The following is a 15,071-nucleotide window of genomic DNA, read 5'->3' as shown; positions in this document are numbered from 1 at the left end:
TAAAATGGCAGCTAAAGACGTAAAATTCGGTAATGACGCACGCGTAAAAATGCTGCGTGGCGTGAATGTACTGGCAGATGCAGTAAAAGTTACCCTGGGCCCAAAAGGCCGTAACGTGGTTCTGGATAAATCTTTTGGTGCACCGACCATCACTAAAGATGGTGTTTCTGTGGCACGTGAAATCGAACTGGAAGACAAGTTCGAGAACATGGGCGCGCAGATGGTGAAAGAAGTTGCCTCTAAAGCGAACGACGCTGCGGGCGACGGTACCACCACCGCTACCGTACTGGCGCAGTCTATCATCACCGAAGGCCTGAAAGCCGTTGCCGCGGGTATGAACCCGATGGATCTGAAGCGCGGTATCGACCAGGCAGTTATCGCTGCGGTTGAGAAACTGAAAGCGCTGTCTGTACCGTGCTCAGACTCTAAAGCGATTGCGCAGGTAGGTACCATCTCTGCTAACTCCGATGAAACCGTGGGCCAGCTGATTGCTCAGGCGATGGAGAAAGTCGGTAAAGAAGGCGTGATCACCGTTGAAGAAGGCACCGGCCTGCAGGACGAGCTGGATGTGGTAGAAGGTATGCAGTTCGATCGCGGTTACCTGTCACCTTACTTCATCAACAAACCAGAAACCGGTGCGATTGAACTGGAATCTCCGTTCATCCTGCTGGCTGACAAGAAAATTTCTAACATCCGTGAAATGCTGCCAGTGCTGGAAGCCGTGGCGAAAGCCGGCAAACCACTGCTGATCATCGCGGAAGACGTAGAAGGCGAAGCGCTGGCTACCCTGGTGGTTAACACCATGCGCGGCATCGTGAAAGTAGCTGCGGTTAAAGCACCAGGCTTCGGCGACCGTCGTAAAGCCATGCTGCAGGATATCGCTATCCTGACCGGTGGTACTGTGATTTCTGAAGAGATCGGCATGGAGCTGGAAAAAGCAGCTCTGGAAGATCTGGGTCAGGCAAAACGCGTTGTGATCAACAAAGACACCACCACCATCATCGACGGTGTGGGTGAAGAAGCGACGATTCAGGGACGTGTTACCCAGATTCGTCAGCAGATCGAAGAAGCCACTTCTGACTACGACAAAGAAAAACTGCAGGAGCGTGTCGCTAAACTGGCAGGCGGCGTTGCCGTTCTGAAAGTGGGCGCAGCAACTGAAGTTGAAATGAAAGAGAAGAAAGCCCGCGTTGAAGATGCCCTGCATGCAACCCGTGCTGCGGTAGAAGAAGGTGTGGTTGCTGGTGGTGGTGTGGCGCTGGTTCGCGTTGCAGCCCAGCTGGCCGATCTGCGTGGTCAGAACGAAGATCAGAACGTCGGTATCAAAGTTGCGCTGCGCGCAATGGAATCTCCACTGCGTCAGATCGTTTCTAACGCCGGTGAAGAACCATCAGTGGTCGCTAACAACGTGAAAGCGGGCGACGGTAACTACGGTTACAACGCGCAGACTGAAGAGTACGGCAACATGATCGACTTCGGTATCCTGGACCCAACCAAAGTGACCCGTTCTGCTCTGCAGTACGCGGCTTCTGTTGCGGGTCTGATGATCACCACCGAATGTATGGTCACTGACCTGCCAAAAGGCGACGCACCTGATTTAGGCGGCGGCGCTGGCGGTATGGGTGGCATGGGCGGTATGGGCGGCATGATGTAATCTGCCGTTGACTGCTTAAGTCATCTGGAACCCCCGATCGGAAACGGTCGGGGGTTTTTCTTTTGGGACGGAAAATAGTATAAGTAGTGGCGCAATCGTTCGTCTTTCCTCTTGATATGTCACGCTGTCTGCTGCTGCGCCGCCGGATCCACTGGCTTAAACCAGACCATCAGGATCGGCATGCTTGCCAGCCTGCAAGCGGCATGAAATATTGAGACGATATAACGGGATAAGGGCAATGAATGTGCAGAAAGAAAAAACATTTTTCTGCTACGCTGCCACCCGACACTGATGATAATAAATGGGGATTACAATGCGGATTAACCTCTTGCTCGGACTGACGGCTGGCGCGTTATTGCTGGCGGGCTGTAGCAGCTCTACTCAACTGTCCTCGGCAGGCCAGCGCGTGACTTTTACCGATCAGCAGCCCGGCAGTGAGTGTCAGCTTCTGGGGAATCTTACCGGCTCACAGAGTAACTGGCTGAGCGGGGCAGGCGGGGAAACCAGCGCCCTGCGCGGTGCAGCAAATGACCTGCGCAACCGTGCAGCGGAAATGGGCGGCAACGTGATTTACGGCGCAACCAGTCCGACGCAGAACCTGCTGTCCGCATTCGCACCACTCGACAGTAAAATGTCCGGTCAGGTTTACAAGTGCCCGTAAGGTGAATCCGGCATCATGCCTTCTTCAGACGGCCGGCCTTGCGCCGGCCGTTTTTATTCCTGCCGCAGTTGCAGATCGAGCGGCGTTTTACTCGGCTCTCCGCCAATTTCCCGCGCCAGCTTAGGCACCAGATAACCCGAAACCTGCGACAGCAGCGCCCGCACCAGTTGCCGTGCGTCGTCGTCTGATACGTAGAAATGGGCGGCACCCTGCACCTTGTCCAGCACGTGCAGGTAGTAGGGCAGAATGCCCGCATCGAACAGCGCATTGCTCAGCGTTGCCAGCGTCCGGGCATTGTCGTTGACGCCGCGCAGCAGCACGCTCTGATTGAGCAGCGTCACGCCTGCACGCTTCAGCTCTCTCATCGCCTCACGCAGTGCGTCGTCAATCTCCTGCGCATGGTTGATGTGCGTCACCATCAGCACCTGCAGCCGCGTTTCACTGAGCATCTGACAAAGTGCGGTGGTAATCCGCGTCGGGATCACCACCGGTAAACGGCTATGGATACGCAGTCGTTTCAGGTGCGGGATTTTCTCCAGCGCCGCAATCAGCCAGGCGAGTTCATGATCTTTCGCCATCAGCGGATCGCCGCCGGAGAAGATGATCTCATCCAGCTCCGGATGATCGGCGATATAGTCCAGTGCCGCCTGCCAGTTACGCTTATTTCCCTGATTATCCTGGTAAGGAAAATGACGGCGGAAGCAGTAGCGACAGTTGACCGCACAGCCGCCTTTCACCAGCAATAAGGCGCGGTTTTGGTATTTATGCAGCAAACCAGGGACAACGTTGCTTTGTTCATCCAGCGGATCGGTGCTATAACCTGGCGCATCGATGAATTCCTGGCGTTGAGTCAGTACCTGAAGCAGCAGCGGGTCGTGCGCATCACCTTTCTTCATCCGGTTGATGAATGCACGGGGAACGCGCAAGGCGAAAAGACGCCGCGCATCCGCCCCGTCGGCCAGCTCAGTGTGCTGATCCAGGGCTAAAATCCGCAGTAATTCATCAGGTTCAGTGACAACATCAGCAAGTTGCTGCAACCAATCTTCTCTGGAAGGTGTTTTTAGGGTTACAATGTGTGCCATTTTTTTGGCTTAGTACCAGTATCAATTTTCGTAGAGGGCCTTCATGGCGACTTATTCTAGCAACGATTTCCGTCCCGGTCTTAAAATCATGTTCGAAGGCGAGCCGTATGCCATCGAATCCAGTGAGTTCGTTAAACCGGGTAAAGGTCAGGCATTCGCGCGCGTTAAAATGCGTCGCCTGCTGACGGGTTCTCGCGTTGAGAAAACTTTCAAATCCACCGACTCCGCCGAAGGCGCAGACGTTATGGATACCAACCTGAACTACCTGTACAACGACGGTGAGTTCTATCACTTCATGCACCCGGAAAGCTTCGAGCAGTTCCAGGTTGAAGAGAAAACCGTCAGCGATGCCGCAAAATGGCTGCAGGATAACGCTGAATGTATCGTTACGCTGTGGAATGGCCGTCCAATCGCCGTTCAGCCGCCGAACTTTATCGAAGCCGAAATCGTTGAAACCGATCCTGGTCTGAAAGGTGACACCGCGGGTACAGGCGGTAAGCCAGCCAAGCTGTCTACCGGCGCAGTGGTGAAAGTGCCATTGTTCGTGCAAGAGGGCGAAGTGGTCAAAGTTGACACCCGCTCTGGCGAATACGTGTCACGCGTAAAATAAGTGCCGCAGGCGCATCTCAGATGCGCCTTTTTCTTGTGTGAGTGAAAAAATGAAAAAACTGGCAAAATTAATCGCATTCGCGTTGCTGGTCTCCTCTGCGCTGAGCGCCTGCAACACTTTCCACGGTTTTGGCGAAGATGTCTCCCACTTAGGTGGTGCCATTTCACGTGCGGCAAACTGACTGTTAACCTTCGTCTATTTTGTGGAATCGTCAGCGGCAGTCGTCGGAAATCCGGCTATGCTTAAAACGCTGTACTTTTACATCCATCAAAAAGGACATTGTTATGTTAAAGAAAAGTATTGTCACTTTCTTCTCTGTACTGGTGCTCTCTTCACTGCTGACGGCTTGTAATACCACACGTGGCGTGGGCGAAGACGTAGAAGCGGGTGGTCAGGCGATTCAAAACAGCACGAAGTAACCCGTTATTCCAACCGGTACGAAACCTTTTTCGTACCGGCTGTTCGCTTCCGCACTATTTCTGTTTTACCCAGATTAACTCGTCAACCGGGAAGCCATCCCGACGCGCCTGATCGACCAGCTTCTCTTTCACGCCCGGCTCCAGCTGCGGAGTGCGCGACAGAATCCACAGATAGTGGCGATTCGGTCCACATACCAGCGCATAGCGGTAGTCCGGATCGAGAGCAATCACGTTATAGCCGCCGTAGAAGGGGCCGAAGAAGGAGACTTTCAACGCCGCACGCTGCGGGTCGCCGGTAAAGTAGGCCTTGCCGATGCTCTCCTGCCAGCGCTGTTTCTTCACGTTGTAGCCACGATTGATCACTTTCAGGCCGCCATCTTCACGCGGGCTATAGTTCGCCGTCACCTGTTCAAGGCCGCGTTCGAAAGGGTGATTCAGGCGGGCAATCTCATACCACTGACCGAGATAGCGCTGGCTGTCAAAGTTTTCGATTACGGTGACGTTCTTTGGCGGCGTGGTGCTACAGGCGACGGAGAGAAAAGCGCTCAGGCTGGCAACAACAGTTTTCCATGGAGACATAGTGGGATTCCTTTGTGATTTAACTGCTTAAGTATAGAAGCCGAAACGCTGTTTTTGGCAGCGCGGGCGCGAGATTGTTTGCCGCAGGCATTGCAGGTAGACTTCCACCCCTTATTTGTATCAGGAGTCATCACCATGAGCGAAACGGCAAGCTGGCAACCAAGCGCATCCATCGCCAATTTGTTAAAACGCGCGGCGATTTTAGCCGAAGTGCGTCGTTTCTTTGCCGATCGTGGCGTACTGGAAGTCGATACGCCAGCGATGAGTCAGGCGACCATCACCGATATTCATCTGGTGCCGTTCCAGACGCGGTTTGTCGGGCCGGGTGCCGCACAAGGGCGCGATCTCTGGCTGATGACCAGCCCGGAATACCACATGAAACGCCTGCTGGCCGCCGGCAGCGGGCCGATTTACCAGATGGCGCGCAGCTTCCGCAATGAAGAAGCGGGGCGTCACCATAACCCGGAATTCACCATGCTGGAGTGGTACCGGCCGCACTACGACATGTATCGTCTGATGAACGAAGTCGACGATCTGATGCAGCAGGTGCTGGAGTGCGACAGCGCAGAATCACTCTCTTATCAGCAGGCGTTTATTCGTCATCTGGAGATTGATCCGCTGTCGGCAGACAAGGCCCAGCTGCGTGAAGCGGCGGAAAAGCTGGGTGAAGGCGAACTGGCGCGGGCGGAAGAGGATCGCGATACCCTGCTGATGCTGCTGTTTATGCTGGGCGTGGAACCGAAGATTGGTCAGGATAAGCCTTGCTTCGTTTATCACTTCCCGGCCAGCCAGGCGGCGCTGGCGGAGATCAGCACCGAGGATCACCGTGTGGCAGAACGTTTCGAGGTCTACTACAAGGGCATCGAACTGGCGAACGGTTTCCGTGAGCTGACTGACAGCCGCGAACAGCGTCAGCGCTTCGAGCAGGATAACCGTCGGCGCGCGGCGCGCGGCCTGCCACAGCATCCGATTGATACCAACCTGCTGGATGCACTGGCGCACGGTATGCCAGCCTGTTCCGGGGTGGCGCTGGGTGTAGATCGGTTGATTATGCTGGCGCTGAAAGCGGAATCACTGAGTGAAGTGATCGCCTTCCCGGTCGATCGCTGTTAACCATCTGGCGGGAAAACGGTGGAAAGGGCAGGGATGGCCCAGCCGATCGCAAAGGAGACCTATTTCCCTGTAGGTCGGCCTCGCCTTCCTGGCTCGGACGCTTTGCTCTTCAGCTGGGCCAGCCCTGCCTGTCAGGCTAAATCATGGCGGCTGGTATGCCGCGTGCTGTGCTACTGGCTACTGTCCGGAAATTCCTGAATCGTTACCGGCAGCGTCAGCTTCTGATCATTTCGCAGTACCCGCACATCAATCACTGAACCCGGGCGAATCTCAGCCACCTGGTCCATCGTTTCCTGGGCGGACACTGCGGGCTTGCCGTTGACGCTCAGCAACACATCATTGGCCTGAATACCGGCTTTATCGGCCGGACCGTCCGGGGTCACCACGCTAACGATAATGCCCTGAACCCGATCCAGATTGCTGCCCTGACCGTGCAGCGGCGGCAGTTCGCGGCCGGTAATGCCGATGTAGCCGCGAATCACCCGGCCATCACGAATCAGCTTATCCATAATTTTTGAGGCCAGCGCGGTCGGAATAGCGAATCCAATGCCTTCCGGCGTTTCGCCGTCATTGCTTTTGTCGAAGGTCAGGGTGTTGATGCCCATCAATTCGCCCAGCGAGTTGATCAGCGCGCCGCCAGAGTTACCCTGGTTGATAGAGGCATCGGTTTGCAGGAAGTTCTGCCGGCCTGATGAACTTAAGCCGACCCGTCCGGTGGCGCTGATAATGCCCTGGGTAACCGTCTGGCCGAGGTTGTAGGGATTGCCGATCGCCATTACCACATCGCCGATATGGGCCAGACGTTTAGGATTGATCGGGATTACCGGCAGGCTGGAGGCGGTAATTTTCAGCACCGCCAAATCGGTCATTGCGTCTGAACCAACCAGCGTCGCTTCGAAGAAACGGCCATCCTGTAACGCCACAATAATCTGGTCAGCATTGTTGATGACGTGCTTATTGGTCAGGATGTAACCTTTTGCGTTCATGATCACCCCGGAACCCAGGGTAGTGATGCCACGATTGTTATTACCGTGTGCGCTACGGTTGTAGACGTTGACGACCGCAGGCACGGCGCGGCGCACCCCCTGATTAAAGCTAAAGGGTGTTTCGTCGTTACTGTCATCGTGGTTATAGAGGGCGTCGCTGCCCATACGCAGTGCAGGCAGTGCTGCGAGCAAAATACCCGCCACAATCAGGCCCAGCACCACGGCACGCAAAAGTTTAAGAAACATGGTGTTAAATCACGCCAGGGGAGATCGCTGGGCAGAATAGCATGAGAGCGGCGGACACACACGTGCTTGTGTCCGCCATAATGCGAGGTTTATCTCAACAACAGATAGATACTTTCATCACCGCGGACCACATTCAGCGCCAGTACCGGCGGTTTCCCTTCCAGCACTTTACGCATTTCAGCGATCGACTGAACGCGATTGCGGTTAACGCCAACAATCACATCATCTTTTTGCAGACCAACCTGTTCAGCTGGCGTGCCTTTCTCGATGGTGTCGACCTTAACCCCTTTGTCACCGGTTTTGGTCTGGCCATCACTCAGGGTGGCACCCTGCAGCGCAGGCGACATCAACTGGGCACTGGCGGTGGTTTGTGCGCTTTGCTCCAGCGTAACGGTGACGGTGATCGGTTTACCTTCACGCAGCAAACCAAGTTTGACCTGCTCGCCTGGCGCGGTGGTGCCGATTTTCACCCGCAGTTCGGCAAAGCTGGTAATCGGTTTGTCATTCACTGAGGTGATGATATCGCCAGATTTCACACCCGCTTTCTGGGCTGCTGACTGCGGCAATACTTCAGAGACAAACGCGCCGCGCTGCGCATCAACGTTAAACGCTTTGGCCATGTCAGCAGTCATTTCGGTGCCTTTAATACCGAGCTGGCCACGCTTCACTTCACCATATTTGATCAGCTGCTGGGCAAGATTGATCGCCATGTCGCTGGGAATGGCGAAGCCGATGCCGATATTGCCGCCGCTTGAGGCCAGAATCGCGGTATTAATCCCGATCAGCTCGCCGTTGAGATTAACCAGCGCGCCGCCTGAGTTGCCGCGGTTTATCGCCGCATCGGTCTGGATAAAGTTTTCCAGTCCTTCCAGATTCAGGCCGCTACGGCCCAATGCAGAGATGATACCGGAGGTCGCAGTCTGACCCAGACCAAACGGGTTGCCGATCGCTACCGCAAAATCGCCCACTTTTAGCTGGTCGGAATCGGCTACTTTTACCTGCGTCAGGTTTTTTGCGCCCTGGATCTGAATCAGTGCGATGTCGGTCTGCTCATCATGACCGATCAGTTTGGCTTCATATTCACTGCCGTCGCCCAACTGCACATTGATCTTATCCGCGCCGTTGACCACGTGGTTATTGGTCAGCACGTATCCTTTGGCCGCATCAATGATTACGCCCGACCCCAGACCTTCAAACGGCTGTGGCTGATTATTGCCGCCGGGCATCTGGCCAAAGAAGCGTTTCAGCGGCTCAGGAATATCCTGCGCCTGATCGGCCGATTCGGTACCTTCAACGTGAACGCTGACCACGGCGGGCAGCACTTTCTCCAGCATTGGCGCCAGGCTTGGCAGCGGCTGGCCGGCAATTTGTGCTGGCAGCGTCGCCATCGCGTCTGGCGCGGCGGCAAGGCTCATCCCAATACTCAAGGCTAATGCGCTAAACAGTCGTGCTTGTTTTTTCATTGCTACAACGCTCTCGCTGCAAAAAGTGGGGGAAATTACTCAGTGTGACAGTCGTTTGAGGTCAGGGTTCGCAAAAACCGTGGGCGCAGACGGGCTGCGCCCCAAAAAGATTAGTCGCGGGCAGGGCGCTCGCCGCGCAGTAAACCGGATGCCCCTTCAGAGTAGTCGCGCGGCATCTGTACCGGGACCTGATCGTTATCGGCTTCAGCTTCGGTTAACTGATAAGCAAACGGGTTCTTTTCACCCGGCAGATCGGGCAGCAGGTCATTCGACCCTTTCGCCATATGCTGATAGAGCTGACGATAGTCACGCGCCATGTTGTCCAGCAATTCCGCGCTTTGCGCGAAGTGGTTAGTCAGTTCCTGACGGTAATCCGCCAGTTCCGCTTTCGATTTTTCCAGTTCGTACTGCATGCTGCGCTGCTCACGCAATTTCCTGTTGCCAAAACGCATGGCTACTGCGCCGACAATAATGCCTACCACTAAACCAATTAGCCCGTATTCCCAGGTCATAATGACTCCCGTGTTATTTCCGTTGTTCCGTAGGGCATTGCACCATTCCAATAGTAGTCACTATACCCGTTAATCTTATGGATGTGGAACTCTGGAGCGGCATGGCTTAGTGTAGAACGGCCTTTTTTTCGACAACAGCTGTATGAATCAGACAAAATTCAGGGACTCTGAGAGAACAATGCAAACCTCATCTCCGCTTGCCCGCTATGAGCAGGCGCTGTCGCAGGGCGAATTCAAGCCCGATGACGTACAACGTGAAGCCATTACCCGTTTAGACGCGCTCCAGCAAGCACTGGCCGCACGTCAGCAAACTGCTGCGCCTGCGACATCTGGCCTGCTGGGACGCCTGTCGAAACTGATCGGCAAAGAGAAAAACGAACCCCTGCCACCGCTACGCGGTTTATATATGTGGGGCGGTGTGGGTCGCGGGAAAACCTGGGTAATGGATCTGTTTTTTCAGTCTATTCCTGGCAATCGCAAACTGCGGCTGCACTTTCATCGCTTTATGTTGCGGGTACACGAAGAGCTGACGCAACTGCAGGGACAGAGCGATCCGCTGCTGATCATCGCCGACCGGTTTAAAGCCGAAACCGATATCCTCTGTTTCGACGAGTTTTTCGTTTCTGACATCACCGATGCGATGCTGCTTGGCACCCTGATGGAAGCGCTGTTTGAACGTGGTATCGCGCTGGTTGCCACCTCAAATATTCCGCCAGACGATCTCTATCGCAACGGGTTACAGCGTGCGCGTTTCATGCCGGCGATTGAGCAGATCAAAACCCACTGTGATGTGATGAACGTCGATGCCGGCATCGATTACCGGTTGCGGACGCTGACCTCGGCCCATCTGTGGAACTACCCGCTGAATGACAAGACCCACGCTGAAATGGGGCGGATGTTTCAGGCGCTGGCGGGCGGCAAACCGGAACAGGCACCGGTCCTGGAGATCAACCATCGCCAGATGCCGACGCTCGGCGTCAGTGACGGGGTACTGGCGATCAACTTCACCACGCTGTGCGGGGAAGGACGCAGCCAGCATGACTATATTGCGCTCTCGCGTCGCTTCCACAGCGTCTTGCTGCATGATGTGCCGGTGATGATTTATAAGACCGAGGATCAGGCGCGTCGTTTTCTGGCGCTGGTCGATGAATTCTACGAACGCCATGTGAAACTGGTGGTGGCAGCGGAAACCTCGCTGACCGAGATTTATCAGGGCACGCGGCTGAAATTTGAGTATCAGCGCTGCTTATCACGTCTGCAGGAGATGCAGAGCGAGGAGTATCTGCGCCTGCCGCACCTGCCGTGAGAATAAAGCAGATAAATAGTGAAATAGGGTTCGATTTTTGTAACTGACTTCTCTATAATCTTGCGACCCCACGTTACAGCAAAGGATTTTTTTCCCAAATCCTCTGTGTTCCAGTAACTCTATCCGAAGGGGTGGCTTGCTGGTCAAAATGGTCGTGTGAGCCTCAATCGTTTACTTAAGCGTTTGGGATTTCACCAACGTGTAACTTAATTTGGGTAAGCTTTTCGATGAAAACTTTTACAGCTAAACCAGAAACCGTCCAACGTGACTGGTTTGTAGTTGACGCAACGGGCAAAACTTTGGGTCGCCTGGCGACTGAACTGGCGCGCCGTCTGCGTGGTAAGCATAAAGCGGAATACACTCCGCACGTTGATACTGGTGATTACATCATCGTTCTGAACGCAGAAAAAGTTGCTGTAACCGGCAACAAGCGTACTGACAAGATTTACTATCACCACACTGGTCACATCGGTGGTATCAAACAGGCGACCTTTGAAGAGATGATTGCTCGCCGTCCTGAGCGTGTGATTGAGATCGCGGTTAAAGGCATGCTGCCGAAGGGCCCGCTGGGTCGTGCTATGTACCGTAAACTGAAAGTTTACGCAGGCAACGAGCACACCCATGCGGCACAGCAACCGCAAGTTCTTGACATTTAATCGGGATTAAAGGCAATGGCTGAAACTCAAAACTACGGCACTGGTCGCCGCAAAAGCTCTACCGCTCGCGTATTTATTAAGCCGGGTAGCGGTAACATCGTTATTAACCAACGTTCTCTGGAACAGTACTTCGGTCGCGAAACTGCCCGCATGGTAGTTCGTCAGCCGCTTGAGCTGCTGGACCTGGTTGGTAAATTCGATCTGTACGTCACCGTTAAAGGTGGTGGTATTTCTGGTCAGGCTGGTGCGATCCGTCACGGTATCACCCGCGCTCTGATGGAATATGACGAATCTCTGCGTGCGGAGCTGCGTAAAGCTGGCTTCGTTACCCGTGATGCGCGTCAGGTTGAACGTAAGAAAGTCGGCCTGCGTAAAGCACGTCGTCGTCCTCAGTTCTCCAAGCGTTAATTGTTGCTGCTTCGGCAGAGACAATTGGCACAAAAAACCCGCTTCGGCGGGTTTTTTGCTTTCTGCTGCACCGCCGATGCAGGCGGAAAAACGTTAACGGCGCTCCCAATTTCCCCGCAAAGATTCATTCCACGCCCACAAGCTGCCTAAAATCTGGTAAACTCTGTGTCACTTTGCGCCCGCAGGCCGGTGCGTTATGCGTCTCCCCGCCGTCGGGATATTAGTATACGACGCAGCTAACGTGGGTTGCGTGCGAGTTCTATGAGCAAGTGAGTCGCCGGATGGTTGGCTATTCGCAGTAACTTTTTGTGAACAAACTTGGAGGTTTTCATGGCTGTCGCTGCCAACAAACGTTCGGTAATGACGCTGTTTTCTGGTCCTACTGACATTTTCAGCCATCAGGTACGTATTGTCCTGGCGGAGAAGGGTGTCAGCGTAGAGATCGAGCAGGTCGAAATGGATAACCTGCCGCAGGATCTGATTGACCTCAACCCGTATCGCACGGTGCCGACGCTGGTAGATCGTGAGCTGACGCTGTATGAATCACGCATCATCATGGAATATTTAGATGAGCGTTTCCCGCATCCACCGCTGATGCCGGTTTATCCGGTTGCCCGTGGTGAAAGCCGTCTGATGATGCACCGCATCGAGCAGGACTGGTACAGCCTGATGAGAACCGTTGAGAACAGCAGCGGTCAGGAAGCCGAAGCCGCACGCAAACAACTGCGTGAAGAGCTGCTGGCGATTGCGCCGCTGTTTGGTCGCACACCGTTCTTCATGAGCGAAGAATTCAGCCTGGTCGATTGCTATCTGGCACCGCTGTTATGGCGTCTGCCGTCAATGGGCATCGATTTGATCGGCTCCGGTTCAAAAGAGCTGAAAGGCTACATGAATCGTGTCTTCGAGCGTGACTCTTTCCTCGCTTCATTAACTGAAGCTGAACGTGAAATGCGCCTGCAAGCCCGGGGCTGATTTATGGAAATGTCGCAACTTACCGCACGTCGCCCCTATCTGCTGCGCGCCTTCTACGACTGGTTGCTCGACAACCAGTTAACGCCGCACCTGGTGGTCGACATTAATCTGCCTGGTGTGCAGGTGCCGCTCGAGTATGCGCGCGATGGTCAGATTGTGTTGAACATTGCGCCGCGCGCCGTGGGCAATCTCGATCTGGCTAACGATCAGGTGTCGTTCAACGCCCGTTTCGGCGGCGTTCCGCGTCAGGTTAACGTGCCGATGGCGGCGATTCTGGCGATCTATGCGCGTGAAAATGGCGCTGGAACGATGTTCGAACCTGAGCCGGCCTACGAACTGGCCTCTCAGGAGACGTCAGACGGTCAGGAAGAGACCATGATGTCCGTGATTGATGGCGATCGTCCTGACGATGCCAGCGATGACGAGACACCGCCTGATGACGATCCACCACCGCGTGGCGGACGCCCTTCATTGCGCGTCGTGAAATAACATCCAATACCCGTCCTCACGACGGGTATTTTTTTGCCGGTTGTTAAGGCAATAAAAAATCCGGCTGCCTGCGCAAGCCGGATGTGTTGTTACGTTGACGCGCGCGAATTAATAGACGTCGCGCAGGTAACGCTTCTCTTTCTTCAGCTGATCGATGTAATCCGCCGCACGTTCACTGGAAAGCCCGCCGAACTGACGCACCACTTCATGCAGCGCGCTGTCGACATCTTTCGCCATGCGTGACGCATCACCACAGACGTAGAAATAGGCACCTTCCTGCAGCCAGGCATAAAGCTCTGCGCCCTGTTCCAGCATGCGGGTTTGCACGTAAATCTTCTTCTCCTGATCGCGTGAGAACGCCAGATCCAGCCGGGTCAGCAAGCCGCTGTCGTGCCAGCCGGTCAGCTCTTCGCGATAGATGAAATCATGTTCCTGATGCTGATCGCCAAAGAACAGCCAGTTTTTTCCCTGTGCGCCGGTTGCCTGACGCTCCTGCAAAAAGGCGCGGAACGGGGCGATACCGGTGCCTGGACCCACCATGATCAGCGGGGCGCTGTTATTAGCCGGCACGCGAAATGCTTTGTTTGGCGAAATGAAGATAGCGGGCTTCTCACCACGACGCACGCGTTCGGCCAGATAGGTTGAACAGACACCGCCACGGTTACGGCCACCACTGTGATAACGGACGGAGGCGACGGTCAGGTGTACCTGGTTAGGATGCGCCTTCGAGCTTGACGAGATGGAGTAGGCACGATGCTGCAACGGGCGCAGCAGCGCGACAAATTCCGGTACCGGCAGCGAGCGGGTCAGCTCAAGCTGCAGCAGGTCAAGCGTATCTTTGCCCCAAAGCCACACGCCGAGCGCATCTTTATCGTCGTGCTGCAACACGTGACGCAGTTCCTGGTTGGTGGTGTTCTGTCCGACCCACTCAATCAGCTTGCGCGACGGTTCTGAGATTTCAAACTGATAGGTCAGCAGATCGCCGAGGCTGCGGTCAAAGCCGGGCACCGGCGTCTGGTAATCGGCATTCAGCTGCGTCAGCAGCAGGCTGACCAGCGACGGTTCGTTGACCGGGATAACGCCCAGCGCATCGCCCGCTTCATATTTCAGGCCACTGTCGGTCAGATCAAACTCGAAGTGACGAATATCCTTCGCCGACTGCTCGCCTGACAGACGCTTGTTGGTGATCAGCGCCGCAGCGTAAGGATTGGACTTGTTGCTGCCCGGGATCACCGGCGCTTCTGGTGCGCTTTCCAGCACCGTGCCGCTGCTGCCCGCGCTGGCGGCAAACTGCGGCATCGAACTGTTCAGCCATTCGCTGGACGGCTCTTCGTAGTCGATGTCGCAATCAATACGATCGACTACGCGTTTCGCGCCCAGCTGCTCCAGCCGCATATCAATGAATTTACCCGCCTGGCAGAAGCCATCGTAACCAGTATCACCAATCGCCAGCACGGCAAAGTGCATCTGCTCCAGACGCGGGGCGGTGCTGGCGGAGATGGCATCCCAGAATAACTGGGCGTTGTCTGGCATTTCGCCTTCGCCATAGGTAGACGTGACGATCAGTACGTGACGCATGGTCGCGAACACGTCGAGATCCACATCGCCCAGCGCCTGAACTACCGGCACCAGTCCTTTAGCACGTGCTGATTTGGCGGCGGTTTGCGCCAGCGCTTCCGCGTTGCCGGTTTGCGAACCGTAGAGAATATGCAGTTGGGTGGTGGCGGCGGCGCCGGTACCTGCCGCAGGCTGCTGCTTGTCTTCTAACACCAGTAAACGGGAGTGAAGACCGGCGAGGAAGCCCGCCAGCCAGTATTTCTGATCGCCATTAAAGGGTGCATCTTCTGGAATATAAGGAATTTTCATGGGTACTTTTACTCAATCCCGTTCTCACCCGTCATAAGCGACGCCGCCA

Annotated in this window: 17 protein-coding genes; 11 read left to right on the top strand and 6 right to left on the bottom strand. The window is 55.0% G+C overall.

What is annotated here, in order from left to right:
• The first annotated feature begins 4 nt into the window (after window positions 1-4).
• Window positions 5-1,654 (top strand): chaperonin GroEL, encoded by a 1,650-nt coding sequence (gene groL, locus ACLIBF_RS18980; protein WP_003848314.1) that lies wholly within the window; start codon window positions 5-7, stop codon window positions 1,652-1,654.
• Window positions 1,655-1,967: 313 nt separating this feature from the next.
• The gene (locus ACLIBF_RS18975; protein ID WP_031375470.1) at window positions 1,968-2,315 is read left to right on the top strand and encodes a DUF4156 domain-containing protein; all 348 of its coding nucleotides are present in this window, start codon (window positions 1,968-1,970) and stop codon (window positions 2,313-2,315) included.
• Between the two features lie 53 nt (window positions 2,316-2,368).
• Here ACLIBF_RS18975 and epmB read toward each other — a convergent pair whose 3' ends face one another.
• A complete protein-coding gene (gene epmB / locus ACLIBF_RS18970; protein ID WP_159223179.1) occupies window positions 2,369-3,397 on the bottom strand; it encodes an EF-P beta-lysylation protein EpmB in 1,029 nt (342 codons plus the stop codon).
• Window positions 3,398-3,440: 43 nt separating this feature from the next.
• On the opposite strand from epmB, the gene efp reads away from it, so the two are divergent.
• From efp to ACLIBF_RS18955, 3 genes are all read left to right on the top strand, one after another.
• Window positions 3,441-4,007 carry an elongation factor P gene (efp, locus tag ACLIBF_RS18965; RefSeq protein ID WP_031375468.1) on the top strand — a complete coding sequence of 189 codons (567 nt, stop codon included), beginning with the start codon at window positions 3,441-3,443 and terminating at the stop codon, window positions 4,005-4,007.
• 49 nt (window positions 4,008-4,056) lie between these two features.
• Entirely contained in the window at window positions 4,057-4,188 is a 132-nt protein-coding gene (locus ACLIBF_RS18960) for an entericidin A/B family lipoprotein (protein ID WP_031375467.1), read from the top strand.
• A 103-nt stretch (window positions 4,189-4,291) separates the two neighbouring features.
• Window positions 4,292-4,426: an entericidin A/B family lipoprotein gene (locus ACLIBF_RS18955; protein ID WP_031375466.1), complete on the top strand. Its 135-nt coding sequence runs from the start codon at window positions 4,292-4,294 to the stop codon at window positions 4,424-4,426.
• 54 nt (window positions 4,427-4,480) lie between these two features.
• On the opposite strand, the gene ACLIBF_RS18950 is transcribed toward ACLIBF_RS18955, so the two are convergent.
• Complete coding sequence (locus ACLIBF_RS18950) at window positions 4,481-5,005, bottom strand: lipocalin family protein (RefSeq protein WP_031375465.1); 525 nt, start codon at window positions 5,003-5,005, stop codon at window positions 4,481-4,483.
• Window positions 5,006-5,140: 135 nt separating this feature from the next.
• Between ACLIBF_RS18950 and epmA the strand changes: the two genes are divergently transcribed.
• Window positions 5,141-6,118, top strand: a complete 978-nt coding sequence (epmA, locus tag ACLIBF_RS18945; protein WP_031375464.1) for an elongation factor P--(R)-beta-lysine ligase — start codon at window positions 5,141-5,143, stop codon at window positions 6,116-6,118.
• A 170-nt stretch (window positions 6,119-6,288) separates the two neighbouring features.
• Here the strand turns inward: epmA and degS are convergent, their stop codons facing one another.
• The 3 genes from degS to zapG form a co-directional block, all read right to left on the bottom strand.
• Window positions 6,289-7,350 carry an outer membrane-stress sensor serine endopeptidase DegS gene (gene degS, locus ACLIBF_RS18940; RefSeq protein ID WP_031375463.1) on the bottom strand — a complete coding sequence of 354 codons (1,062 nt, stop codon included), beginning with the start codon at window positions 7,348-7,350 and terminating at the stop codon, window positions 6,289-6,291.
• Window positions 7,351-7,439: 89 nt separating this feature from the next.
• Window positions 7,440-8,813 carry a serine endoprotease DegQ gene (degQ, locus tag ACLIBF_RS18935; protein WP_031375462.1) on the bottom strand — a complete coding sequence of 458 codons (1,374 nt, stop codon included), beginning with the start codon at window positions 8,811-8,813 and terminating at the stop codon, window positions 7,440-7,442.
• 110 nt (window positions 8,814-8,923) lie between these two features.
• Entirely contained in the window at window positions 8,924-9,325 is a 402-nt protein-coding gene (gene zapG / locus ACLIBF_RS18930) for a Z-ring associated protein ZapG (protein ID WP_031375461.1), read from the bottom strand.
• A 178-nt stretch (window positions 9,326-9,503) separates the two neighbouring features.
• On the opposite strand from zapG, the gene zapE reads away from it, so the two are divergent.
• The 5 genes from zapE (at window position 9,504) to sspB (ending at window position 13,156) form a co-directional block, all read left to right on the top strand.
• Window positions 9,504-10,631, top strand: a complete 1,128-nt coding sequence (gene zapE / locus ACLIBF_RS18925; protein ID WP_448310282.1) for a cell division protein ZapE — start codon at window positions 9,504-9,506, stop codon at window positions 10,629-10,631.
• Between the two features lie 227 nt (window positions 10,632-10,858).
• Window positions 10,859-11,287 (top strand): 50S ribosomal protein L13, encoded by a 429-nt coding sequence (gene rplM, locus ACLIBF_RS18920; RefSeq protein ID WP_008925400.1) that lies wholly within the window; start codon window positions 10,859-10,861, stop codon window positions 11,285-11,287.
• Between the two features lie 15 nt (window positions 11,288-11,302).
• On the top strand, window positions 11,303-11,695 hold the full coding sequence (gene rpsI, locus ACLIBF_RS18915; protein WP_031375459.1) for a 30S ribosomal protein S9: 393 nt from the start codon (window positions 11,303-11,305) through the stop codon (window positions 11,693-11,695).
• Between the two features lie 330 nt (window positions 11,696-12,025).
• Window positions 12,026-12,667 (top strand): stringent starvation protein SspA, encoded by a 642-nt coding sequence (sspA, locus tag ACLIBF_RS18910; protein ID WP_031375458.1) that lies wholly within the window; start codon window positions 12,026-12,028, stop codon window positions 12,665-12,667.
• Window positions 12,668-12,670: 3 nt separating this feature from the next.
• A complete protein-coding gene (gene sspB / locus ACLIBF_RS18905; protein WP_031375457.1) occupies window positions 12,671-13,156 on the top strand; it encodes a ClpXP protease specificity-enhancing factor in 486 nt (161 codons plus the stop codon).
• 108 nt (window positions 13,157-13,264) lie between these two features.
• Here sspB and ACLIBF_RS18900 read toward each other — a convergent pair whose 3' ends face one another.
• Window positions 13,265-15,022: a sulfite reductase subunit alpha gene (locus ACLIBF_RS18900; RefSeq protein ID WP_448310279.1), complete on the bottom strand. Its 1,758-nt coding sequence runs from the start codon at window positions 15,020-15,022 to the stop codon at window positions 13,265-13,267.
• Window positions 15,023-15,071 lie beyond the last annotated feature (49 nt).

Source organism: Pantoea sp. PGP6, from assembly GCF_053474785.1.
The sequence above is the reverse complement of the archived record's forward strand: the minus strand, read 5'-3'. Positions and strand labels throughout refer to the sequence as shown.